Origin of the sequence: Burkholderia sp. HI4860 (assembly GCF_002223045.2) — a bacterium.
Classification (GTDB): domain Bacteria; phylum Pseudomonadota; class Gammaproteobacteria; order Burkholderiales; family Burkholderiaceae; genus Burkholderia.
In genome coordinates this window covers 657,098-679,425 of sequence record NZ_NKFO02000005.1, presented here as the reverse complement: position 1 = coordinate 679,425, position 22,328 = coordinate 657,098, and the positions used below count along the sequence as shown (strand labels likewise).

Annotated in this window: 21 protein-coding genes; 8 read left to right on the top strand and 13 right to left on the bottom strand. The window is 65.5% G+C overall.

The features are described 5' to 3' along the window. Window positions 1–44: 44 nt before the first annotated feature. The 7 genes from CFB34_RS37125 to CFB34_RS37095 all read right to left on the bottom strand — a co-directional run bounded on the left by CFB34_RS37125 (window position 45) and on the right by CFB34_RS37095 (window position 7,658). Window positions 45–632 carry a hypothetical protein gene (locus CFB34_RS37125; RefSeq protein ID WP_089444639.1) on the bottom strand — a complete coding sequence of 196 codons (588 nt, stop codon included), beginning with the start codon at window positions 630–632 and terminating at the stop codon, window positions 45–47. Between the two features lie 145 nt (window positions 633–777). Beyond that, complete coding sequence (locus tag CFB34_RS37120) at window positions 778–1,548, bottom strand: hypothetical protein (RefSeq protein ID WP_089444638.1); 771 nt, start codon at window positions 1,546–1,548, stop codon at window positions 778–780. Window positions 1,549–1,866: 318 nt separating this feature from the next. Beyond that, entirely contained in the window at window positions 1,867–3,087 is a 1,221-nt protein-coding gene (locus CFB34_RS37115) for an ISL3 family transposase (protein WP_089460197.1), read from the bottom strand. A gap of 137 nt (window positions 3,088–3,224) precedes the next feature. After that, on the bottom strand, window positions 3,225–3,767 hold the full coding sequence (locus CFB34_RS37110; RefSeq protein WP_089444637.1) for a hypothetical protein: 543 nt from the start codon (window positions 3,765–3,767) through the stop codon (window positions 3,225–3,227). A 279-nt stretch (window positions 3,768–4,046) separates the two neighbouring features. Then, entirely contained in the window at window positions 4,047–4,415 is a 369-nt protein-coding gene (locus CFB34_RS37105; protein ID WP_179243797.1) for a hypothetical protein, read from the bottom strand. A 77-nt stretch (window positions 4,416–4,492) separates the two neighbouring features. After that, window positions 4,493–6,478: a gamma-glutamyltransferase family protein gene (locus CFB34_RS37100; RefSeq protein WP_089444631.1), complete on the bottom strand. Its 1,986-nt coding sequence runs from the start codon at window positions 6,476–6,478 to the stop codon at window positions 4,493–4,495. Between the two features lie 223 nt (window positions 6,479–6,701). After that, entirely contained in the window at window positions 6,702–7,658 is a 957-nt protein-coding gene (locus CFB34_RS37095; protein WP_089444630.1) for a LysR family transcriptional regulator, read from the bottom strand. Between the two features lie 102 nt (window positions 7,659–7,760). Between CFB34_RS37095 and CFB34_RS37090 the strand changes: the two genes are divergently transcribed. The 4 genes from CFB34_RS37090 to CFB34_RS37075 all read left to right on the top strand — a co-directional run bounded on the left by CFB34_RS37090 (window position 7,761) and on the right by CFB34_RS37075 (window position 12,117). Next, complete coding sequence (locus tag CFB34_RS37090) at window positions 7,761–8,885, top strand: aryl-sulfate sulfotransferase (RefSeq protein ID WP_089444629.1); 1,125 nt, start codon at window positions 7,761–7,763, stop codon at window positions 8,883–8,885. Between the two features lie 58 nt (window positions 8,886–8,943). Beyond that, a complete protein-coding gene (locus CFB34_RS37085) occupies window positions 8,944–10,299 on the top strand; it encodes a solute carrier family 23 protein (protein WP_089444628.1) in 1,356 nt (451 codons plus the stop codon). A 285-nt stretch (window positions 10,300–10,584) separates the two neighbouring features. Beyond that, a complete protein-coding gene (locus tag CFB34_RS37080) occupies window positions 10,585–11,097 on the top strand; it encodes a DUF2165 domain-containing protein (RefSeq protein WP_089444627.1) in 513 nt (170 codons plus the stop codon). Window positions 11,098–11,178: 81 nt separating this feature from the next. After that, window positions 11,179–12,117, top strand: coding sequence for a tyrosine-type recombinase/integrase (locus CFB34_RS37075; RefSeq protein ID WP_089444626.1), 939 nt, complete (start codon window positions 11,179–11,181; stop codon window positions 12,115–12,117). Window positions 12,118–12,158: 41 nt separating this feature from the next. Here the strand turns inward: CFB34_RS37075 and CFB34_RS37070 are convergent, their stop codons facing one another. The 4 genes from CFB34_RS37070 to CFB34_RS37055 all read right to left on the bottom strand — a co-directional run bounded on the left by CFB34_RS37070 (window position 12,159) and on the right by CFB34_RS37055 (window position 14,692). Continuing rightward, window positions 12,159–12,638 (bottom strand): RES family NAD+ phosphorylase, encoded by a 480-nt coding sequence (locus CFB34_RS37070; protein ID WP_089444625.1) that lies wholly within the window; start codon window positions 12,636–12,638, stop codon window positions 12,159–12,161. Beyond that, window positions 12,635–13,090, bottom strand: a complete 456-nt coding sequence (locus CFB34_RS37065) for an antitoxin Xre/MbcA/ParS toxin-binding domain-containing protein (protein ID WP_089444624.1) — start codon at window positions 13,088–13,090, stop codon at window positions 12,635–12,637. Before CFB34_RS37065 ends, CFB34_RS37070 begins: the two co-directional genes overlap by 4 nt. A gap of 363 nt (window positions 13,091–13,453) precedes the next feature. Further along, the gene (locus CFB34_RS37060; protein WP_089444623.1) at window positions 13,454–13,657 is read right to left on the bottom strand and encodes a DUF1289 domain-containing protein; all 204 of its coding nucleotides are present in this window, start codon (window positions 13,655–13,657) and stop codon (window positions 13,454–13,456) included. A 393-nt stretch (window positions 13,658–14,050) separates the two neighbouring features. Beyond that, window positions 14,051–14,692, bottom strand: coding sequence for an HD domain-containing protein (locus CFB34_RS37055; protein WP_011349307.1), 642 nt, complete (start codon window positions 14,690–14,692; stop codon window positions 14,051–14,053). A gap of 214 nt (window positions 14,693–14,906) precedes the next feature. Between CFB34_RS37055 and CFB34_RS37050 the strand changes: the two genes are divergently transcribed. The 4 genes from CFB34_RS37050 to CFB34_RS37035 all read left to right on the top strand — a co-directional run bounded on the left by CFB34_RS37050 (window position 14,907) and on the right by CFB34_RS37035 (window position 18,976). Beyond that, complete coding sequence (locus tag CFB34_RS37050; protein WP_089444622.1) at window positions 14,907–15,872, top strand: GlxA family transcriptional regulator; 966 nt, start codon at window positions 14,907–14,909, stop codon at window positions 15,870–15,872. 319 nt (window positions 15,873–16,191) lie between these two features. Next, the gene (locus CFB34_RS37045) at window positions 16,192–16,503 is read left to right on the top strand and encodes a DUF4148 domain-containing protein (RefSeq protein WP_222153302.1); all 312 of its coding nucleotides are present in this window, start codon (window positions 16,192–16,194) and stop codon (window positions 16,501–16,503) included. Window positions 16,504–16,824: 321 nt separating this feature from the next. Next, complete coding sequence (locus CFB34_RS37040) at window positions 16,825–17,538, top strand: dienelactone hydrolase family protein (protein WP_089430049.1); 714 nt, start codon at window positions 16,825–16,827, stop codon at window positions 17,536–17,538. A gap of 595 nt (window positions 17,539–18,133) precedes the next feature. Next, window positions 18,134–18,976 (top strand): hypothetical protein, encoded by an 843-nt coding sequence (locus CFB34_RS37035; RefSeq protein WP_089444619.1) that lies wholly within the window; start codon window positions 18,134–18,136, stop codon window positions 18,974–18,976. 113 nt (window positions 18,977–19,089) lie between these two features. Here the strand turns inward: CFB34_RS37035 and CFB34_RS37030 are convergent, their stop codons facing one another. Continuing rightward, complete coding sequence (locus CFB34_RS37030; RefSeq protein ID WP_089444618.1) at window positions 19,090–20,433, bottom strand: hypothetical protein; 1,344 nt, start codon at window positions 20,431–20,433, stop codon at window positions 19,090–19,092. Window positions 20,434–20,534: 101 nt separating this feature from the next. Beyond that, complete coding sequence (locus CFB34_RS37025) at window positions 20,535–21,815, bottom strand: hypothetical protein (RefSeq protein ID WP_089444617.1); 1,281 nt, start codon at window positions 21,813–21,815, stop codon at window positions 20,535–20,537. Between the last annotated feature and the right edge of the window lie 513 nt (window positions 21,816–22,328).

The window sequence follows — 22,328 nt, the reverse complement described above, 5'->3', positions numbered from 1 at the left end:
CGCGATGCGAATTCGAACAGCCATTGTGCCGCAGCCCGGCCGCGTTACTGCGGAATCTCGGTCTCGACAAACGTGCCGTCCACGAAACGATAGACGCGATGCGTTGCATCGCCGTGAGAAAGAAATTCCCACCGGATGTCGATGCCGACCGGGTCGTCGCGCCACGCGATCGCCAGGTAGGGCGATTGCGCGCCACCGTCGGTGTCGAGCGAAACGGTGTCGAGGCAGCTTTGAACCGGTAGCGAGAAACGCGGCACGGCATGGGCGCCGTGCAGTTCCAGCACGTACAGCACCCCTTCTTCGCCCGCGCCGCAATAGCCTGTCGGGCGGCTGCTCGACGAGCGGTTGATGACGACCAGCAGATAGTCCTTGCCGTCGATCCGCTTCGGACGGTCCGACGGGAACGCAACACTCGATGCATCGCGCAATGCATGGCGAAGCGCGGCCGGCACGATCAGTGCCGATTTCCGGTGGCGGGCTGCGTCGACCTCGAACAACCCTGGGCGCACCCATTCGATCTCGTGACCATTGGCGAGCCGCACCGATTCGGGCGCCGGCGTTTCGGCGACGGCAACGGCGGCATTCGAGGCCAGCAGCGCCAGCGCCGCGAGCTCCAACACAATCGATTTCATCGGGATGATCCGTGTCCGCATCAATCGCACGGGATGGTCGTGAAGTTCATCGCATGCGCCGGCATGCCGTTCGGGCAGCCCCGATCGAGGATCGCCCCGCGCGCGTCGTTCGTCACGACGCACGCGGCCGATCCACGAGGTGCCGTCACTCGCCGCGCGGCACCGGCGGCGGTGCATAGCCGTTGTCATTGCCGGGGAACGGATTCGCGTTGCGGCGCAGCGCTTCCTCGTCGTTCTCCTTCTGCGCGAACACCGCGACACCGATCACGCCGACGTTCGCGGCATCGCCATACTTCGAATTCGCGACATAGCTGTCGGGCACCGCCGCGAAGCGGAACGCGGCGACTTCGTCACGGCTCTTGCGGAAACCCTCGATCGTCAGCGTGCGGCCCGGATACAGCACGTAACCGCCGTTCGTATAGCTGCCGGGCCGCCCCGACAGCACGTCGAGCCCGTCGACGCTCGATACGATCTCGAACGAACGGCGCCCCTGGTTGCGCAGCACGATCATGTAGCGCGAACCTTCGACGCCCGCCATGTGCCAGCGGCCGCCGCTGCGCGCCAGACGCAACGGCGTGCCTTTTTCGTCCGTGAACGACAGCGCGATGTCGCCGTTGGCGAGCGCGACGCGGGTCGGCAACCGGCGAACCTGGGACGCGGGAGGATGTCCGGGCAACGCGTCGTTGTAGTAGACCGAAGCAAGATCCGTCGGCTTCGCCGGATCCGCGCGTTCGAACTCGACCTGACGGGTTTCGGATCGCACCGACTCGCCCCATGCCGTGCCGAGCCCCCGGCGTTCGCTGGCGTCCGGTGCGGCGGCCGATGCGCTGGTACTGCCGGACGGCGGGGGCGACCCTGCGCAGCCGGCCAGCCAGAGCGCGCAGGCGAGCGCGAGAAGACGGAACAGGATGGTCATGACGTGATGCCTCGGAATGTTATCGGGCCGCGCCGGGCTGGCCGGAACGGCGTTTTGGTGTCGTCTGTCGTCACGATGTCGATCGGACATGCTGGCCCGTGTCCGACGGCGCCGCGATCGCGGCGGCCCGGCAACCGGGAGCCTCGCTATTTAAGCATGGCCGGCGGGCGATGGGCAGGGGGTGCACACGCCGCCCGTTGCCGGTCCGTGCCGGCAGGCGGGCAGGCCTGTCGCGTCGCCGGATGGGTGGCGAACGCCGACGCATCCCGGTATCGAGGACGGGATGAACGGCGCGCCGCGCGCGCCAATAAAAAAGGTTCATCGCGGATTACCGGGGAACGCGGCGCGGATCTTGAGGAAGAAGTATTCCTCGTCGCGATACCCGTAGGCCCGACGTTTGATGACATTGATGGTGTTGTTGATGCCTTCGACGACGCTGGTATTGAGCGGATGGCGGCAGCGGGCGAGGATTCCGTGCCAGTAACCCTGTAGGCGCTGCGCGAACAGTTGCAGCGCGGCAATCCAGCTTTGCCGGGCCTGCTCGATCCAGTGTTCCCAGGCCTTTTCCGCCCAGGCAGGCTTTCGGTAGAACCAGAGCCGTTTGAGTTCGTCGCGTAGCACGTAGACGCACAACAAGGGCTGATTCGCTGCCAGCAGTTCCTTCAGATGCACGGACTGCTCGGGCTTCAGGTTGTGGCGGTTGCGCAGCAGCAGCCAGCGACTGGATTTCAATACCTTGCGGGCCGGCCGGTCATGGCGTAACTGATTGGCCTGATCCACACGTACCCGATCGATCACCTCGCGCCCGTACTTGGCCACGACGTGGAACAGGTCGTAGACCACCTCGGCCTGCGGACACTGCGCCTTGATTTCCAACTCGTAGGCCGTGGTCATGTCGATCGCGACTGCTTCGATGCGCTCGGCGACACCCTCAGGAAGCTGCTCGAAGAAGGCGCGGGCCGTCTCGCGTGAGCGTCCCGATCCAATCCAGAGCACCTGCCGGCCGATCGGATCGACCACCACCGTGGCATACCTATGGCCTTTATGGAGTGCAAACTCGTCCATCGCCAGATAGCGGATCGTCGACCAGTCCGGCTCAGCCACACGCGCTTGCAAGCGCATCTTGTCGATCGATTTGACCGTGTGCCAGCCCAGATCGTAGAAAGCCGCCACTGCCTGTACGCTGGCCGCTTGCAGCAGTTTCTCGCAGGCCTTGGCAAATCGCTCCGTCACTCGCTGGTAACGGCCCAGCCACACCAGCTTCTCCAGTCGCGGACCGCCGCAGCGTTCGCACCAGACCCGGCGGCGGGGGACGTGCAGCACCACCCGGTACTCGAACAACGGCAGATCGCGCACGCGGCGAACCGTCGTCTCGTGGATTTGATGGCACCGTGCACCGCATTGCTCGCAGTACATCACCTTGCTGACCGGCTTCAAATGCAGCGACAGCGTACGGCCTTCTCCTTCCGGCCATTCCACCCGCTCTAACCGATAGCCCGTCCAGCAGCCCAGTGCCTGAAGTGCCTTGCGATCGAGCAATTGCTCCTCCTGACGTCCTTAAAGTCAGGCGTCAGGTTACGCAATCCCCCTCAAACGCTCCACGGTTTCCCGCGATGAACCATAAAAAAGCCCGGCCCGCATCGAAGCGGGCCGGGCCGTGTCGGGAAGCGTGACGCTTACAGCGCGCCGCCTTGCGCCGACGCCGAACCCTTCACGCCGACCGATGCGCCACCCTGCACCGAGTTCGTCGCGCCGTCGAGCGCCTCGCCGGCCTTCGCCTTCGCGCCGCCTGCGACGTCACCTGCCGTCGACATCGCATCTTGCGCATGGCTCTTTGCCGTGCCCGCGACGTGCTTCACGTGCGATTTCGTCGAGTGGACGGCCGATGCGGCGGCATCCTTCGCGGTGCCCGCTGCCGAACCGACCGCATGCGTCGCACCGCCAACCGCGTCTCCGGCTGCCGAGCCCACGCCGCCGACCGTCTTGCCGACGCCGCCAAGCGCGCCGCCAACGGCGTTGCCCGCGCCCGAACCCGAGCCCGCCGCATTCGCGCCGGCGCCAGCCTGCACGCCCACGCCGCCACCGAGCAGCGGCGTCTGAACCTGCGCGCCGACGCCTGCGGAACCCTGGGCGCCGGTCTGGGCCGTCTGTGCGAACGCAGCCGAAGTCGCCATCGCGGTCAGTGCAGCACCCACCAGAATCGTACGAATCTTGTTCATGGTCATTCTCCCCAAAGACGTTGTTGCTGCGGGCCGCCTTCGTGCGGCTTGTCGCATGCCTTGCCGCGACGTGCGGCAGGTGGAGCTAATGTAGCGGCGCCGACGCGCAAAACGACTGATTTGCGGGGACTGTTACTTCCGTTGCAAATGCTGACGATTGCCTCACATAGTTTGACAATCGGGGGCTTGCGGCGAAATTGAGCAGTGGATCAAGTGAACCTGGAGGCGTGCCGCGTGGCGCATGCCGCAGCCGATCGGGAAACCAGGCAGGCGAAACGGCTAACAGGGAAACCGGCCGCTTCGATAAGCATTCCAAAGAACGTGTGTCGCCCAGCCATCGGTGCGGCCCGACAACCAGTTCCTCGCGATGAGTTCGATATCGTCGGATACGCATGCCGCCACACCGGCGTTCCCCGCTGCGCCGAGCGCGAGCTTGAACGCCTTTTCCCTCGGCGCGCTCACCGCCAGCCGGTCGACCGCCGTGCCTGGATCGGCATCGACTTCATCGAACGACGCCATCCACAGCGCGTCGAACGGCTCGGCATCGCGGCTGTCCAGCGCGCGATCGCAATCCAGGTCGCCGAGGAAATCGAAAAAGCCCGGCGCCGACAGGACGGCGTCCATTTCAAGCAGATGCGTGTTCGTCATTGCGACGCGTTCGCGACGCGCGGCCCCGACCGCCCGCTGCTGCATGCAGGCAGTTCGGGGCCGCGCGTCCTGCCCGGTTACGGCCGGAACGTATCGCCGAGCACGACGCCTTCACGCCGCGGATCGGTGCCGCCCTGCAATGCGGGCGACTGGCCGACCGTCACACGCATCACGGTATTGACGCCGCTCGCCTGCGCGGAGGTCGATACCTTGTGCCCGAGTGCGAGCAGCCCCGTGATCAGCGGATCGTTCGCCCCGTTGTTCGCCGTATTGACGTTGGGGTGCTCGCCGCCGATCGTGGTCGTCGGGCTGTTGCTCGCACCGAAGTCGACGAGCCCCGCCGACTGCTGCGCATCGAGTCCCCAGTCGAGCGCGCCGACGAGCGTCTTGACCACATATTGCGGAATCGTGCCGCCGCCCGGCGAACCGGTCGCCATCACGAAATCGCCACGCGAACCGTCCGCGGCCTGCCCGAACACGATCGTCGGCGCCATCGAACTGCGCGGCCGCTTGCCCGGCTGCAGGCGGTTGGCCACCGGATTGCCCGCGCTATCGACCGGATTCGCGGAAAAATCGGTCAGCTGGTTGTTCAGCAGGAAGCCGTTGGTCATGTGGAACGAACCCATGCTCGACTCGACCGTCGTCGTCGCGCTCAGCACGTTACCGTCGCCGTCGACGATCGTGAACTGGTTCGTACCGTGCTCGATCAGCGTCGTGTCGACACCAAGCGGCACCGCGCCCAGATTGCCGGGCTGTGCGGTGCCCATGCTCTTGGCCGGATCGATCAGCGCCGCGCGCGATTTCAGGTACGGCTTGTTCAGCAGCGTGTTCCACGTGCCGCCCGGCAGCTGCACGAAATCGGTATCGGCCACGTACTTGTCGCGGTCGGCATACGCAAGCCGTTCCGCCTCGGTGATGAGGTGCACGCCCGCGACGGTCGGCTTGCCGCCTTCGAGATCGATCGCCGTGGGCTTCAGCGACTTCAGGTCGAAGTTCTCGAGAATGCCGAGCGCCGACGCGACCGCGATGCCGCCCGACGACGGCGGCGGCATCCCGCATACCCAGTAGCTGCGATAGGTCGTGCACACCGGATCGCGGCGCTTCGCCTGGTACGCGGCAAGGTCGGCGACGGTCGTCTTGCCCGGCGTGAGCGTCGACCCGTCCGCGCCCTTCGTCGTCGCGATCTTCGCAACGATGTCCTGCGCGATCTGCCCCGTGTACAGCGCGTTCGCACCCGACTGCGCCATCAGCGTCAGCGTGCGCGCATACGCGGGATTCTTCAGCACGGTGCCGAGCGTCTTCGGCGAGCCGTCGGCGTTCAGGAAATACGCGGCGGCCTCGGGGTCGCGCTTCAGGTTCGCGGCGTTCGCCGCGATCGCGTCGGCGAGCCGGCCACCGATCGGGAAGCCGTTGGTCGCAAGCGTGATCGCATCGCCGAACAGGCTCTGCCACGGCAAGCGGCCGTGATCCTGCTGCAGTGCCTCGATCAGCCTCGGCACGCCGATCGTGCCGATCGAGCGGCCGCTCGCCCGTGCGTTCGGCAGCGGTGCGGAGTGGTCGGTCGCGTCATCGACGTAGCGCAGATAGTTCTCCGTCGCGGCCGCCGGCGCGGTTTCCCGGCCGTCGTACGCCTGCAGCGTCTTGCCGCGCGCATCGTAGTAGAGCAGCACGCCGCCGGACCCGAGGCCCGTCGCCTCGGGCACGGTCAGGCCGAGCACGGCCTGCACGGCGACTGCCGCGTCGGCGGCCGTGCCGCCCTTCTTCAGCACCGCGCAGCCGGCCGCGCTCGCGTACGCGTTCGACGTGGCCACCAGATAGGTCTTCGCATAAACCGGCTTCATCCCGGTGCGATAGCCCGACGACGCTTCCGGCAGCGACGGGTCGCCCGGCTGGTTCGAGCCCACCACGACCGTCGCGCCGCTGTTGTCGACCGCGAGGCAGCTCGCATCGGTGGAAGGTGTCGGCGTGCGGCCTGCTTCGTTCTCGACGTCGCCGCCGCATGCCGTCAACAGGGCGGCCGCGAGCAACGCGGACGCATACGGAAAAATCGCTGTTCTGTTCATTGTCTGCCGATGTTCTCGTAGGTCGTTGCGATGGACATCACGCTGCCTGCGCCCCCCTCGGTGCGCCGGCAACGCGTTCGATAGTCCCACGAACAGAATTTTTTCCGCAATAAGGGATTGGCGTCGCGCGGCCGGATGTTGTGTGCGCAACGTCACCGATTCCGCACGCGGGTTCGCGTGCTGCACTGCATCGCAGTGCGATACGCCTGCGCGGCCGATGGCGTTACTTTGCTGCCCGACGGCGCTTGCCGGCTGCGCCACCGTCGCGCGCGAAGCCGCTCTCCATCGCTTCGATCGCCTCGGAGAAGAACTCGAGAAACATCGTCATCGCAACGGTCGCGCTCATGTCGGCCCGCTGATAGATGCAGCTGAACGAGCGCGCCCCCGCATCGGCAAGCGGCGTCCACGCGAGCCGGCCGGCGGCCACGTCGTCCGCGACGTTCTCGGCGATCAGGAAGCCGACACCCGCGCCTTCGGCCGCGAGGCGCCGCACCATCGGCACCGAGCCCGTCTCGATCAGCGGCCGCACGTTGCGCGGCTGCCGCGCATCGATCTGGTCGAACATCGCGCGCAGCTCCGTGTCGGGCGTCATCAGGATCAGCGGATGCGCGAAACAGTCGCGCAGCCGCACCTTGCCGCCGGCCGCCGCAAGTGGGTGGCCGGGCGCCGTGACGACACCCAGCGGCTGAGCGAATGCGCGCACCTCGACGACGCCCGCCGCCGTGCGCCGGCGCAGCGCATAGCCAATATCGGCCTCGCCTGTCTCGACCCAGCGCACGATGCTCTCGCCGTTTCCCGAACGCACGCTGTACGTGACGCCCGGATAGCGCCGCATCGCAGCGAGGATCGCGTCGGGCACGAGCCTTTCCGCGGTCGACGCGGGTACCGCCAGGTTCACGTGCCCGCGACGCAGCGCACGCAGGTCCTCGACTTGAGTGAGCGCGTTGTCGAAGTCGCGCTGGCCGCGCCGCACGGCCGCGATCACGATCTCGCCGGCGAGCGTCAACTGCATGCCGCGCGGCAGCCGGTCGAACAGCGGCACGCCGATCTGGTCCTCGAGATTGCGGATCTGCTGGTGCACCGCCGCAGCGGTCAGGTGCAGCGCGTCGGCCGCCTTGCGAATCGAGCCGCGCCTCGCGACCTCGTCGAAACAGCGGAATGTCTGCGATATCGAACGCATGAAAGGTCCGTTAGATTTTTCCGAACAGGCCGTCAAGAATAATCCAGTTTTACTGACTGTCCGGATCATCTAGATTCCGCTGCATCCCCGCATCCGATTCGAATGGAGACTGCAGTGACAACCGTCGACCAGATTACCCAGCGCCGCCGTGGCGTCGGCCTCATCGCCCACGATCCCGCCCTGTCCGCTGGCGGCTATACGCTCATCGCGCCGCAGACGGCCGACGGGAACGTCTATCTCGTCGGCATCGACGGCGAAGTCGTGCATCAGTGGAAGATGCCCGTACGCCCCGGCCGCCATGCGGTGATCCTCCCGAACGGCAACCTCGGCTACAACGGCAACCATCCGCAATCCGAATCGCGCTATGCGCCGTGGTCGATGTGGCATGGCGGCGACTTCTACGAAGTCACGCCGCAAGGCGAAACCGTCTGGCGTTACGAGGATCCCGCGCACCACCACGATGCGCAGTGGCTGCCGAACGGCAATCTGCTCTACGCCGCGTGCGAGCCGGTCGACGCCGCGTTCGCGCGGCGCGTGCCGGGCGGCACGCCACACGGCGACGACGAGGTGATGTATGCGGACGTGATCCGCGAAGTGAACCGGGCCGGGCAGATCGTCTGGGAATGGCATGCGCGCGACCATCTGCGGCCCGAGGATTTCCCGATCGCGGCCGGTTTCGGGCGCTATCACTGGCCGCTCGTCAACGGCCTCGCGGTCGATGCGAACGGCCGCGTGCTGATGAGCCTGCGCACGACGTCGGGCATCATCGGCGTGAATCGCTCGACCGGCCGCGTCGACCTGCGGATCGGGCCCGACGTCGTTTCCCACCAGCATGCGCCGGTGCCGCTTCCGAACGGCAACATCCTCGCGTTCGACAACGGCAATTTCCGCCACGGCGCGCACGTCGTGTTCTCGCGCGTCGTCGAGATCGATCCGGCGACGCAGCGCGTCGTGTGGTCGTATGCGGATGATGTCGTGAACCTGTTCTACACGCCGTTCATGGGCAACGCGCAACGCTTGCCGAACGGCAACACGCACATCACCGAATCGTCGACGGGCCGGCTGTTCGAAGTGACGCCCGCCGGCGAGGTCGTCTGGGAATACGTGATTCCGTGGTTCGCCGAATACCCGGACGAAGCCGCGCGCAAGACCGGCCCCGGGCAGCTCAACAGCGTATTCCAGACGTTCCGCTACAGCGCCGCGCAACTGCCCTGGCTGCAGGCCTGACCGTTCGTTCACCGCCGGTTTCCGGCGCTCGTCGCCGTTCGCTTCGAAGGGGCCTGCCGTGTCGCACGATCCGATCTCAACACCCGTCGACGCACGGCTGCCCGCCTGGCAGCTCGCGCTGTTCGGGCTGCAGCATGTGCTGTCGATGGCCGCGTCCCCGATCACGGCCGTGTTCCTGATCGCAAAAGTGCTCGCGCTGCCGGCGGACCTGACGGTCCAGCTGATCGGCGCGACGTTCTTCGCGTGCGGGATCGGCACGCTGGTCCAATCGCTCGGCGCCGGGCCGATCGGCGCACGCATGCCGTTCGTGATGGTGCCCGGCGGTGCGCCGACGATGCTGTTCGCCGGCATCGCCGCGCAATCGGGCCTGCCGACGGCGGCCGGCTCGGCGTTGCTGGCCAGCGCGTTCTACTGGGTGCTGTTGCCCGTCTTCACGCGCTGCCTGCGGCTCTTTCCGCGCGTCGTCGTCGGCGCGATGCTGCTGCTCGTGTCGGTCAACCTGATCCGGATCTACGCGGCGATTGTCGTCGGCCAGCCCGGTTCGGCCGACTTTGCCCAGCCGCGCGCGCTCGGCCTCGCGCTGGCCACGATCGTCGCTACCGTCGTCGTGGCCGGTGCGTTTCGCGGCACGCTCGGGCGTCTCGCGGTGCTGATCGGCCTGATGGCCGGTGCGACGCTCGGCTGGGCGCTCGATGCGATGCCGGCGCTCGCCGACGTGTGGCGCGGCCCGCTGTTCACCTATCCGGTCTGGCTGCCGTTCGGGATGCCGCGCTTCGATCTGCTAGCCGCGCTGCCGCTGCTGATCTTCACCGCGATCTCGATGGCCGAGGCCACCGCGCAGACGGTCGCCGTCGGAGAAACGTGCGGCAAGGCGATCTCGCTGTCGCGCGACGTGCCGAAGACGATACGCGGCGATGCGCTGGCGTCGCTCGCCGGCGCGCTGTTCGGCACGCCGTTGATCGTGACCAGCGCCGAGAATATCGGTGTCGTGCAGACGACCGGCGTGCGCTCACGCTACGTGACGGCTGCCGCCGGCGCGATCCTGATCGTCATCGCGCTGTTCGCGCCGCTCGCGCGGCTCGCGTATGCGATTCCGGCCGCCGTGGTCGGCGGCACCGCGCTGGTGGTGTTCGCGATGATCGGCGTGATGGGCATCCGGCTGCTCGCCAGCGTCGACCTGCACGCGCGCGCCAACCAGTACACGCTCGCGGCCGCGCTCGTCGTCGGCCTCGCGCCGATCCTGGTGCCGAACCTGTATCGCCATTTCGGCGCACCGGTGCAGATCGTGCTCGGCAACGGCATGGCGGCCGGCACGCTCGCGGCCATTGCAACGCAACTGGCGTTCGCTGCGCTGGCGCGACTAAGCGGACAGGCGGGAACGGCAGCGGCAACCGCGCCTTCGCGCGACGCCTGACGACGACGGCCGGCAGCGCGACACGCGCGCGGGCCCCGCTTGACGACACCCGTCGTTCGACCGACAATCGCCGCTCCCTCCTGGCGCGGGCACTCGATCCAGCCGGCGCGTGCGTCTCCTCGACGCCGCCCCGGCTTCAGGTTTTCCAGTCCCGATCTCCGCGCCGCCGTGCCACGCACGCAAACCGCCGGCCCCGCCGGACACGCTCACGCAAGTATCGCCCCGAACGCCGGCTGATCGCCGCGCGGTCGCGCTTTCGCCTGCCCATTCATTTCGGAGTCCATTATGATGGTTCGTCTCTCCAAGTCAGCCATGGTGCTTGCCATGGCCTTTTTCGCCTCGCTCGTCGCGTTCGGCAACCTCACCGACTACGCGACGAATTTCGCGTTCGTGCATCACGTGTTCCTGATGGACACGACGTTCCCCGGCAACGGGATCATGTATCGCGCAATCGGCACGACATGGGTTCATCATGCCGGCTATATCGGCATCATCTCGATGGAAACGCTGACGGCCGTGCTGTGCTGGATCGGCGGTGCCCGCCTGCTGCGCGCGCGACGCGCCGGCGATACGGCATTCCGTGCGGCCAAGGCGTATGCGATTGCCGGCCTGACGCTCGGCTTCCTCACGTGGCAGGTCGCCTTCATGTCGGTCGGCGGCGAGTGGTTCGGCATGTGGATGTCGAAGCAATGGAACGGCGTGCCGGATGCATTCCGCTTCTTCATCACGCTGCTGCTCGTGCTGGTCTACCTGACGATGAACAACGACGGCATCGACGACACGCGTACCGCGCACTGACACGTCGCTTGCATCGGGCCGGGCGGCCGATAGGACATCGGGACGATTGCCGGCGTGACCGCGTCCGGCTATAAATCGTGCATGGATACGAATCGCTGGATTCACGACCCCGTTGGCGCCTTCCGCACGTGGCAGGAAACCGCCGCGACCGGCGCCGATCGCCGGCCGTTCGCGCCGCGATCGGTCGTGCAGCATGTCGCGATGTTCGAACGGTTCCTGCGTTATCTGATCGCACGACGCGTGTCGCTGGCCACGTTCGGCCCCGACCACGTCGCGGCCTTCCTGGCGGAACTCGAGCGCACCTGCGCGCCCGGCACGTCGACCCGCGTGCGCTACGCGAAGCTGATCGACCGACTGGGCCGGCATCTGGTCGAAATCGGCGTGCGCACGATCCATCCGGCCGGCCGGACGACGCGCGATCTCGCCTGGCCGGACGGCGAACCGGAGCCGTGCTATCTGCCGCCCGATGCCGACGCGGCGCTGCAGCGCCATGTGCAGCCGCAAGCAAACGACACGCTGACCGACTGCAGGAATCGCGCGATCGTCGCACTGCTGCTTGCGAGCGGCATCACGTCGGCCGAGATACGGGCGGCGACCTGCGACGCGCCCGATCTCGACGCGCAGCCGCCTGCGCTCGCCGTGCCGCGCGATCGGGCGCGGCCGGCGCGTCGAATCACGCTCGCCGAATTTGCGCTGGCGCCGCTCGCCGCATGGCGGACGCGCTCGGCAGACACGCCTCCCTCCGCGTTGCTGTTTCCCGCGCCCCGCGGCGGCGGCGCGATGAACGACATGTTCCTGCTGCTCGTGGTGCGCGACGCGCTGACCGCGATCGGTTTCCACGCGGCGGACATGAGCCCGCGCGTGCTGCGCAATACGTATGCGCGGCGCCAGTTGCTTGCGGGCCACGCGCATGCCGACGTCAGTGCGATGCTCGGTCTCGTCAGCACGCGGACGGTCACGCGTATCCGGCAAACGCTGCCGCCCGATGCGGCCGCGGATCGCGCCGCGCACGAGCGCTGAACCCGCCCGCGCTCGGCGCGGGCCGCGTGACGTTCGGCGCCCTATTCGCCCGGCGGCGACTGGATCAGCCGCAGAATCCGCGTGTCGTACGGCGAATGCATGACTTCGGCGATACGGACCTCGGAAGCGGCCGGATGGAGCGGATTCAGCAGGAAGTTGTGCGCGTGCGGCACGACGACGCTCGGCACGCGCAGCAGCGCGCTCGGCTGCGTGTGCAGCCATTCGGTGCCGGCGCTGCGGGTCCAGTCGACGTTGGTTCGCCAGTCGTCCGGCGCGTCGCCCTCCGCGATTTCGGCGATATCGACCGAATCGGCCACCTCGATGCGAAGCAACTGGTATCCGCTCGGCAATTGCGCGACCGTGGCGATTTCGAAATGAACGAGCGTCTCGAGCAGGGCGAGCGCCGGATGCTCGGCGAGATACACGACGGGCTGCCCGGCAAAATGCCAGCGCCCGCCGGCACGCAACCCGCCGATCCCTTTCAGGTCGGCGAAATTGCTGATTCGCCACAGCGTCGTCAAGCGAAGTACCCCTCGTCGATCTGCGTGAGGGCCTCCTCGACGAGCCGCGCGCCATGCTCGGTGCTCGCCATGTCGAGCGACGTGCGGCCACCGAAGCGCTGAAGCCCGTTGCGCAGCCACGCCATCGCCTTCTCCTGGTCGCCGAACGTGGCGGTCGCCTGCGCGACGATGCGCGCGAGACGGATCGCCTTGTCGGATTCCTCCTGCGACAGGCGTTCGTGCGCCTGACGACGATGGCTCAGCGTGCGACGCGGAATGATGAAGGCCAGCTCGTCGGATTTCAGCCCGCGCTCGGACAGACGGTCGATCACCGAGACGTCGATGCGGGCGCTCGCCAGCTCGGCAAGATCGGCCCCCGATCGGACAGGGATCGCCAGCAGCTGTTCGAGAATCGTGAATTCGGCCTGACGCGGATGCGCGACGCCCGAAGGATGGAAAGCAATGGTGCTCATGACCTCTCCCGGCAATTTGCCCAATCATTATAGGCGTTTTGCCGACAACCTGCGGATGCGGATGAGGGGCGTGTCTGTGGTGCTCGTCGAGGTGCCGGCGGAGGCGAGGACGACGTGCCCCTCCATCTGGATGGCAAGCTTCTGTGGCCGCGAATCGAAGATTCGCCCCGGGATGGGGTGCAATTATTCAGTATATAAAGTCCCGACAAGCGTCGTACGGTTGTCACGTAACAACTTTTTAACTGATTTCGTTTTCTCCAATTTGGCCGGCTCATCCTTCCCGGCAAGGTCGATCGGTTCGATCAGGACAAGTGGACGTTCTTCAAGCGTGCCTGCATCACCCGGAACGCCGCCCCCGGCGATTCACCGTCCATCGCGACGGAACCGCATCGCCGTGCACTCGTGCCGGATACGCTCCCATATCGCGCGTTTCTCGTCGTCGGTCATGAACACCCATTGCGAGACCTCGTCGGCCGTTCGGCCGCATCCCTTGCAGACATCGTCGAACAACGTCGAGCACACACCGACACAGGGGCTGTCGGGTAAGTCATGAAGTGTGGAATCCATCGGAACGTTCGTATCGGTTGAAAATCCGGCAGCGTTACGAATTACGCTCCCATACACGGGTACCTTTCGGTCCGCGACGCGGCCGATGCCGCAACACGAACCCGCCCCCGCTTGCCTCGACGCCGCCGCCAGCCGAACCTGCGTCGTCGCGATGCCCGCGCCATGAGGATCACTGCGCGATCGCGCCAGACGTCCTGCAACGGTGCGGGGCCGCCCGCGCCGGCTGTCCGAATGATGGCGTTATCGCCGGACGATGCCGCGTTCACGTGTGCCCGGGTTCGATCGTGCGGTTGCCATATACAGTCGCACGACTTGGCCATTCAGGAGCCACGATTCACTTTTCGCGCACGACCGCCACTCAATATCCGGGATCGTGCGCCATACCGCGAGCAATCAGCCGGCCCACGCGGACGACCGGATCACGCTGCAGAAATTGCCTGCGTGGAAATGCGGATCCTTGTCGGCGAGCACGTCGGCCTTCACGTTGCCGAACGTCGTGTCAGGCTTGTGCTTGATCCCGTCGTAGAACGCCTGAATGATGTCTTCCTTGAAGTGCGGCGTACGCGGATGCGCACGAACGACGGCCTCGCGCTCCACATCGCTGTATTCCGGATACGTCAGGCCCAGCACATCCATCTCGACGCCCGCGGTAACGAGCGCGATCACCGGATGCATGTGCTGCGGGATGCCCGGCGTGGTATGCAGCGCGATCGAGGTCCACACGACGTCGATATCCTGCTGCGAAATGCCCTTGCCCTTCAGGAAATCGCGTGCGGCGTTGGCGCCGTCCACCTCGAAACGCTCGCATGCGCTGCTGTGTTTGTGCGTGAGCCCCATGTCGTGGAACATGCAGCCGCAGTAGAGCAGCTCGGGATCGTATTTCAGCCCGCGCCGCTGGCCCGCAAGCGCCGCGAAATAGAACACTCGGCTGGAATGATGGAACAGCAACGGAGACGCGGTATCGCGAACGAGCTCGGTGATTTCGCGCGTCAATTGGCTATCGGGAATGGTGATGCCTGCAACGTTCTCAGTCATGATCGACCTCCATTGAAAACACCCTCGATTCTCCGGCGTCCGATAGCTGTCTCCAATAGACGTATTACGTCAAATCCTGCCATTTTGCGCGACGGACGGACAGGGCGCCCGCGCGGCAGGAAGAACGCCGGAAACAGGCCCGTCTGCGAGCATCGCGCGCCGCTGGCGCCTCTATACTGCTACCCGTCACGTTCGACACGACACACCATCGATCATGCCGAAGGTCGTAGGAATTTTCGCCGTTCCGGGCGTTCAACTGCTCGATGTCTCCGCACCGCTCGACGTCTTCGCGCAAGCGAACGCCGAATGCGGGAAGCCGTTCTATACGTTGCGGATCATCGCCAGCGAGTCCGGTCCGATCCGCAGTTCGTCCGGTGCGCAGTTGCTGCCCGACTGGATCGTTCCCGACATTCCTGAACGCATCGACACGCTGCTGGTCGCCGGCGCGCCGAGCGCCGGCCGGATCGCACTGCGCACCGACGTCCTCGCGTGGCTGCGGGCGGCGGCCGTGCAGAGCAAGCGCTACGGCTCGATCTGCACCGGCGCGTTCATCCTCGCGGCCACCGGCCTGCTGAAAGGCCGTCACCTGACCACGCACTGGGCTGCGGCCGATGCGTTTGCCGAAGCGTATCCGTCGCTCGCCGTCGACGCGGACGCACTGTACGTGCGCGACGGCAAGCTGCGCACCGGCGCGGGCGTCACGGCCGGGCTCGATCTCGCACTCGCGCTGGTCGAGGAAGATCTCGGCCGCGAGATCGCGCGGCGCGTCGCCGCTCAACTGGTCATGTTCTTCAAGCGCCCCGGCGGACAACTCCAGTTCAGCCGCAAGGGCGAGGCACGCCCCGCCGGACGTTCGGTACTGCAGGAAGTTCAGCGCTGGATCGCGGCGAATCCGGAACTCGAGCATTCGGTAGCGGAGATGGCGAAGCATGCGGGCATGAGCCCGCGCCACTTCGCACGCCTGTTCCGCGCGGAAGTCGGCATGACGCCGGCCGCATGGGTCGAGGCGACTCGCATTTCGGCCGCCCGCCACTTGCTCGAGAACGGTCACGACACGCCGAAACAGGTCGCCGCGAAATGCGGCTTCGCGAATGTCGATACGCTCAGGCGGTCGTTCACCCGGCACGTCGGCATCACCCCCGCCGAATACCGGAAACGGCAGGCAGTCCTGGTCGAGTGACGCGGCCGTGCGCCACAAATCCGGCACGAGCGATATAAACAGCCTCACGAAAATATTTCGGAATGCGATTTAACTGATCGTTTTGTGGCCCCGACCGATCGACGGCATCGCCACACTCATGGCTCTGTCCGCAGTTCCTATCAAGCGCCGGACAGCCTCGCAATCATCGGATGAAATGCCCGCCGCCCCGGATCGTTTACCCAGTTGCAATAATTATTCGCTGGAACGCGTATTTCCGACCGGTAACGCGATCGCTACGATGCAATCAACCGCTGAACGCAACAAGCGAAGCGCGAAATCAATGAAACCGGAGGTCATCATGAAGTCGTTCATCTACGCTGTCGTCGCCGCAACCGCCCTGTCCGCCTCGTACGGCGCATTTGCACAATCGAATCCGTCGGGACAGCTGACGCGTGCCCAGGTGCGCGCGGAACTCGTCCAGCTCGAACAGGCCGGCTACAAGCCCGAAGTCTCCGATCAGTATTACCCGCGCGCGCTGCAGACCGCCCAGGCCCGCGTGACGAACGCCGATGAAACCGGCTACGGCGCGCAAGCCTCCGCCGGCGTACGCGCCGGCCGCGCGATCGCAGTCAAGCAGGATGGCCGCGACTCCGTGTATTTCGGCCAGTAAGCCGGACACGCGACCGCGTATTCCGATACGCGCGCAGCAAACGAAACACCCCGCTCCCGTTCGTCGGGGCGGGGTGTTTGTTTTCCGGTCGTCCGCTCCCGGAACGGATCGCGCGCCCGATCGATGCGATCTTGCGAGTCGCGTGCCGCGCGGCTTCGTTCACGACGGCAGCCGGTGTTTGCGCATAGAATGGCCGCGTGGTCGGCGCCGGCCGAAACGAACGCGAGCGGAACCACGACGCCCGGCTTGCCCGATCGTCGCCGCGCCCGCGGGCCGGCCCCGATGCCGCACTCATCGCATTTTTCGAAAAGGAGCGGTTTCATGTCTCAAACATCCGGTTCCATGATCACGTTTCGACGCCCGGACGGCCAGGAACTGCAGGGCTATCTCGCCACGCCGGCGAAGACCGAAGGCGCGCCCGCGGTCGTCGTCATTCAGGAATGGTGGGGGCTGAACGACCAGATCCGCGGCGTCGCGGATCGCCTCGCGCGCTGCGGCTACTTCGCGCTCGTGCCCGACCTGTATCGCGGCAAGTCGACGGTCGAGGAAGAGGAAGCGCACCACCTGATGACCGGGCTCGATTTCGGCGACGCGGCCTCGCAGGACATTCCGGGCGCCGTGACGCATCTCAAGACGCTTGCCTCTCGTGTCGCGGTGACGGGTTACTGCATGGGCGGCGCACTCACGCTGCTGTCGCTGCAGTTCGCCGATGCGGACGCGGGCGTCACGTGGTACGGCCTCCCGCCGCTCGACTACCTGGATCCGGCGAAGCTCAAGGTGCCGCTGATGGGGCACTGGGGCACGCAGGACGCGTTCTTCGCGATCGACCAGGTCGATGCGCTCGAGAAGAAGCTGACCGATGCGAAGGTCAATGTCGAGTTCCATCGCTATCTCGCGCATCACGCATTCGCGAACGAAACGGCTGTCGGCCCCGGCCGCATCGCCGGCACGCAGTTCGATCCGGTGTGGTCGCAAATGGCGTGGGATCGCACGCTGACGTTCTTCGGCCGCACGCTTTGGGAAAAGCAGGGGTAACGTAACGCCGCCTCCCACGCGAGCGGCTACGTAGACTGCGGAAAAAGAAACGCCACGGATTTTCATTCGTGGCGTTTTCGTTTTCGCGTCGGGCAACCTCCGCGACCAGGGGCAACGGCTTGCCCGTGCCCGTTGTCTTGCTTACCCGTGCGTCGCCGTTGCCGACGCAGGCGCCGGAGCGGCCGGCTGCATCGTGATGCCCGCCCTCCCCGAGCAACGCTTCACGGCTGCACCGGATACCGACGTGCAAACGCCTGCACGACCGATTCATGTCCATCGCAAAGCCGCGAGCCGCGTGGCGGGTGCTGAAAGCATGCAAAAGTATCGTCGACACGCGCCCCAGGTCATCCAGGCTGCGATCGATCTCTCGGAAGACATACGAAGCGCGCTCGTCCGGTATCTCCGCGCACCGTTGCAGACGCCCGACTACAAGAGCGCTGAACGGGCGGCCACGATGAAAATTACGCTTGCCATATTCATACTCCCACTCACAGGCACGCTATGATGTGATCCTAATCAATACGCCGCGCATTCGCCCAAGCGCCCCATCGCCGCATTTTCCGACGCGCCTCCTCATCCCGAGAGAACGAGAAAAATGGACCACGCACAGTACTTCAACCAAAGCTCGATTCAAGCCGCGAATCTTCGCCTGCACTATCTGTCGCAGTTGCTGCGTGAGCAGACTGGCTCGGTTGTCCAATACGGCATCCTTCGCGGGTATCCCGTCGGTGTCAGTCAATGGGCGGAGGTCGCGGTGGGCGGCTACCTGCTCGGCACCTACGAGATCGCCATTTGCGCGATTCTCGAAGCACTCGGATCTCCCGAAAAGGTGCTGGTGGACCTGGGGGCGGCCGACGGGATCTTCGGCATCGGCCTGGTCAGAAACAACGTCTTCGCGCGCAGCCTGTGTTTCGAGATGGACGAACAGCGCCGCCAGGCCATCCAGCATCGGGCAGCGGAAATGGGGCTGGCGGACCGGGTCGCCGTCTTCGGCCAGGCCGATCGCAACCTGCCGGCGACCCTGGCGGAGTACGGCGGCACGCCGGCCGAGCGGGTCATCCTGTGCGATATCGAGGGCGCGGAGTTCGAGCTGTTCGACGATGCGCTGCTGGAACAGCTCTCCGGCAGCCACGTCATCATCGAAATTCACGATTTCCTGCTTTCCGACCCGGAGCAAGCCGCACGGGCGTTCGATGCGTTGTGCCAGCGCGCCGGCGAGCATTTCCACGTGTACGAGATTCGCGACGGGTTGCGCGACATTCGCAACATCCCGTTGCTTCGCCACTGGTCGGACTGGGACGCGTGGCTGATGTGCGTCGAGGCGCGTTACCGGATGATGCGATGGCTCTGGCTCGAGCCGAAAAGCCAGCCGCGACGCTCCAGCCACGACGTCGACCAACTGATCCTCGACTACCAGCGCCGGATTTTCGCCGTCTGACGCACGCGAACCGGCGCGCCATTCAAGCGCGTCGGATACCGGTGTGCAGCACGCCCGCCACTCCCGCGGCGCCGGAACCGCGAGAAGCGTGGGCAGGCAGTGCGTCCCGCACCTCAACCACGATTACGACGGTCGATATCCGACGCATCCGATCGCATCACGACTGCGCGGAAGCGATCCGGATAGCCCATGTAGTGAATCATGAAACTGTCCGCATCATAGAGAGACGGATGCGAGTTCAAAGAGACGCAGTCCGACAGCGGGATCGTTGCGTTTCCACCCGCGGCCTCCCACGTGGACACAAATGCCATCTGGTCTCCACCCGACGAGTAGACGCCAAGTTTATCGGGCACGGCATCGATGGTCGCTTGAACGCGTTCAAGATACGCGCGACATTCGGGTGTGTTGGAGAAAACCATGAAGCCGCTGTTTAGCCGATGGTTGGCAATGTCCCGCACCAGCGTGAAAGATTGCTTGCTTGTGACTTCGTGAATCGGGTGTCGAGGGGTATGAATCAGAATATCCGCATCGATCCACCCCACCTGCTGGTGGGCATCGAAATGATGAAGCAGCAATGCAGCCTTGTTCCAGTTGCCCGTTACGTTGCGATCCAGATGAGCCGGCGTATCCCGGTAGATGTAGTGCGTGTAGCCGTGACGCCGGCAGTAGGCGGTGATGTTGCGCTCGGAAATGACGGCGTACAGCGAAATGTTCGGCGTATAGCTCGTGATCAACGCGAACGGCTGGCCCGGGTTGACGACTTCGAACGGCGCGCCGGAAACCGGTGTCATGTCGACGTCGTCGTACAGCCGGCCGCCACGTGCCTGGACCGTATTGAGGTAGTCGACAAGGCGGCTCGTGACTCGATCGTCGTGGACGTTCTTGTGTACGCTCGGATTGAGCGACAGCACGAAGGCCGAGTGTTCGGGCAGATGGTGGCCGAAGGGGATGAAGAGCAGGCTGCTCCATGCGGCGCCATCGAGAGGCTGGTCGTATGGTGTTGCCGGAATACCCTCCAGCTCGAAGTGGTTCCAGCGGCTTGCACCATATTCCGCTTCATGGTCGCGCAGCACGTCGAGAACACCGTCGAGCCACTGCAGTGCAGCGGGACCTGCTCGAAGCATGAAGAAGCACCCGTCCGGGCGATTGTGGACCGCACATTGGGCAATCCAGTACGTCGCGTCACCGATCACGCGATCCGCGGCAAGCGGCTCGTACATGACTGCCGAATCGTCGGCAAAGATCAGCAGCGTATCGGCTCGCGCCGCGACCACCGCCTTTCTCGCCAGGCTGTACTTGTATAAAAGACGGATGCGATCGCTATTGCCCGGACTGCCGATCGCATGCGCCGTGTGCGTATATCCATGCCGTGCGCAGTAAGCGCGATGATTGTCGAGTACGGCATCGGCCGGGTGAGCCAACAGAATCGAATGAAAGGAAATGCGATCGCAACTCATGCGGTAGATCCGGAACTTGTACGACAGGGCGGGTTTGGTGTCTTCATCGCGTCATCCCAGCCGCCCCGACACCTGATGTGCCAATGCCCTTCGTTGCGACATCATGCGTTCGCCTCCCGCATCACGATATCCCATGCGGCATGACACGCCTGCCCGGGCAGCGAGCGCGCACTCAGCGCCACCCGATCGTTCTGCTTCACGTCGAACTTGAAACTGTGAGGCAGTGCCAGCGGCTGCATTTCGCCGTTGTGTTCGATCCAGGCGCACATGGCCGACGGCTGTCCGGTCAGGTGCGACAGGCTGACGTCGATTTCCGCCCGCTCGCACGTCACCGCGAACTCGACCCGGTGGGGCGCCCACGCATTGAGTGAGCAGCCGTGCGGATTCCGGAACGAGACGCCTGCGGCGAGACGCGGCAGGTTCGGCAGCACGTCCTCGTGCGCGGCGACGAGCGCCAGCCCGATCGCGGCGAAACGCTCGACGTGCGGCGCATCGAGCGCGGCCGGTTGTTCCCGGGCGTCGGCTTCGAGCGCCAGCGCAAACGCCTGCCCGAGTTCCATCGCGCGCTGCGCATCGCGGCTCAGATAGCGCCAGCGGTTCAGGTAACGAATGTCTCCCGTCATGTGCAGGCCGCGAATGCGCGCGCCGCGATGCTCGAGCACGACCTGCCCCGTATCGAGATCGTGCCGCTCGTGAAGCCCCCACTTCGTGACGAAGTTGTGCTCGCAACCCACGAGCCGAACATGACCGAGCCCGCCCCATAAATGCAGGAACGTCGTATCGAGCCCGTAGATCGCGGCAAAGTCCTGGCCGATCTTTCCCGCCTGTTCGTGAACGTGCTGCGCGAACCGCGCCCAGGCCACGCGGCCGCCCACGACGAGCCCTGCCTGCAGCGGATGCTTCAGCCGGTCGAGTACGTCCTGAATGCATTGGCGCTTCAACGCCTCCTTCCGCTCGCCGACGATCGGGCTCGTCACGAATTCGCAGAAGTGTGCGTCGGGCGCGACATGCAGGTGATCGTCGTCGGGGACGACGTCGAAGATGTCGAAGTGCGGCCCGGGAAACCAGATGTCGGCGTCGTAGAGTGCGAGCGTGCGCAGCTCGGGGCTCGTGTCGAAGACCGCGGCCGCCGAGATGTAGCGGTCGTAGGGCAACGCGCCCGCCCCGACCCCGGTGTAGACCTCGATACCGTTGTCCAGCAGCCGTTGCTGCTTGTCCGCGGACAGGCCGTAGCCGATGACGCCGATACGGCCCCGGTAGTCGGTCGCGCGCAGCGACACGATGAACGGGATGACCATCTCGTACCAGGCCTGCCTGTTGTCGTCGATCGCCAGGGCGACGAGGTGGCGACGATGCGGCTCACGGTTGTCTGGTGTGCTCATAGGTGTGATCTGGCATCGCGAGCCATGGGTGCCGCGGGCTCCGCGAGGGTTTTTCGTCGCGAGAAGCGGGGGATTTGATTCACGCCGGCGCGCAATTTGCCGACTGCCCCTCGATAGAATCCTCGGAGGAAATGATTCGAAACCCCGCCCTACGCGCATTTCGGTTGGCGCAGCTTGGCTGATTGTAATGGAGTTCAAATGCACCCGGGTGGGGTCGGTGGAACCGACCCCGAACCGGAATGAGCCGCGGTTGGAACGGGAGATTTGCGGCCTGGTTGAATGGTCAGGCGAGGCGGATTCCGTTGCCTGACGCGCGAATTCGGCGGGCGTCATCCGCTGCAATGCGGCAGTGGAGACGATTCTCGTTTTTGAAGTCCACGACGAGTGGCCGTTTCCGACGACAGCTGGCGGCGTTATCGGGAACGCGTTCGGCACGCCGGTCACCCGGGCATCATTGCCCTGGTCGACCTTGATGATGCAGCCGATATCCGCGCAAAATACAGGACTGCGTAT

Bases quoted from the DNA above. Each gene is read 5' to 3' on its own strand.
- CFB34_RS37045 (WP_222153302.1), top strand. From the start codon at position 16,192: ATGAAGTCGTTCATCTACGCTGTCGTCGCCGCAACCGCCCTGTCCGCC.
- CFB34_RS37080 (WP_089444627.1), top strand. From the start codon at position 10,585: ATGATGGTTCGTCTCTCCAAGTCAGCCATGGTGCTTGCCATGGCCTTT.
- CFB34_RS37035 (WP_089444619.1), top strand. From the start codon at position 18,134: ATGGACCACGCACAGTACTTCAACCAAAGCTCGATTCAAGCCGCGAAT.
- CFB34_RS37095 (WP_089444630.1), bottom strand. From the start codon at position 7,658: ATGCGTTCGATATCGCAGACATTCCGCTGTTTCGACGAGGTCGCGAGG.
- CFB34_RS37050 (WP_089444622.1), top strand. From the start codon at position 14,907: ATGCCGAAGGTCGTAGGAATTTTCGCCGTTCCGGGCGTTCAACTGCTC.
- CFB34_RS37100 (WP_089444631.1), bottom strand. From the start codon at position 6,478: ATGAACAGAACAGCGATTTTTCCGTATGCGTCCGCGTTGCTCGCGGCC.
- CFB34_RS37110 (WP_089444637.1), bottom strand. From the start codon at position 3,767: ATGAACAAGATTCGTACGATTCTGGTGGGTGCTGCACTGACCGCGATG.
- CFB34_RS37040 (WP_089430049.1), top strand. From the start codon at position 16,825: ATGTCTCAAACATCCGGTTCCATGATCACGTTTCGACGCCCGGACGGC.
- CFB34_RS37075 (WP_089444626.1), top strand. From the start codon at position 11,179: ATGGATACGAATCGCTGGATTCACGACCCCGTTGGCGCCTTCCGCACG.
- CFB34_RS37055 (WP_011349307.1), bottom strand. From the start codon at position 14,692: ATGACTGAGAACGTTGCAGGCATCACCATTCCCGATAGCCAATTGACG.
- CFB34_RS37120 (WP_089444638.1), bottom strand. From the start codon at position 1,548: ATGACCATCCTGTTCCGTCTTCTCGCGCTCGCCTGCGCGCTCTGGCTG.
- CFB34_RS37030 (WP_089444618.1), bottom strand. From the start codon at position 20,433: ATGAGTTGCGATCGCATTTCCTTTCATTCGATTCTGTTGGCTCACCCG.
- CFB34_RS37090 (WP_089444629.1), top strand. From the start codon at position 7,761: ATGGAGACTGCAGTGACAACCGTCGACCAGATTACCCAGCGCCGCCGT.
- CFB34_RS37060 (WP_089444623.1), bottom strand. From the start codon at position 13,657: ATGGATTCCACACTTCATGACTTACCCGACAGCCCCTGTGTCGGTGTG.
- CFB34_RS37065 (WP_089444624.1), bottom strand. From the start codon at position 13,090: ATGAGCACCATTGCTTTCCATCCTTCGGGCGTCGCGCATCCGCGTCAG.
- CFB34_RS37105 (WP_179243797.1), bottom strand. From the start codon at position 4,415: ATGACGAACACGCATCTGCTTGAAATGGACGCCGTCCTGTCGGCGCCG.
- CFB34_RS37125 (WP_089444639.1), bottom strand. From the start codon at position 632: ATGAAATCGATTGTGTTGGAGCTCGCGGCGCTGGCGCTGCTGGCCTCG.
- CFB34_RS37025 (WP_089444617.1), bottom strand. From the start codon at position 21,815: ATGAGCACACCAGACAACCGTGAGCCGCATCGTCGCCACCTCGTCGCC.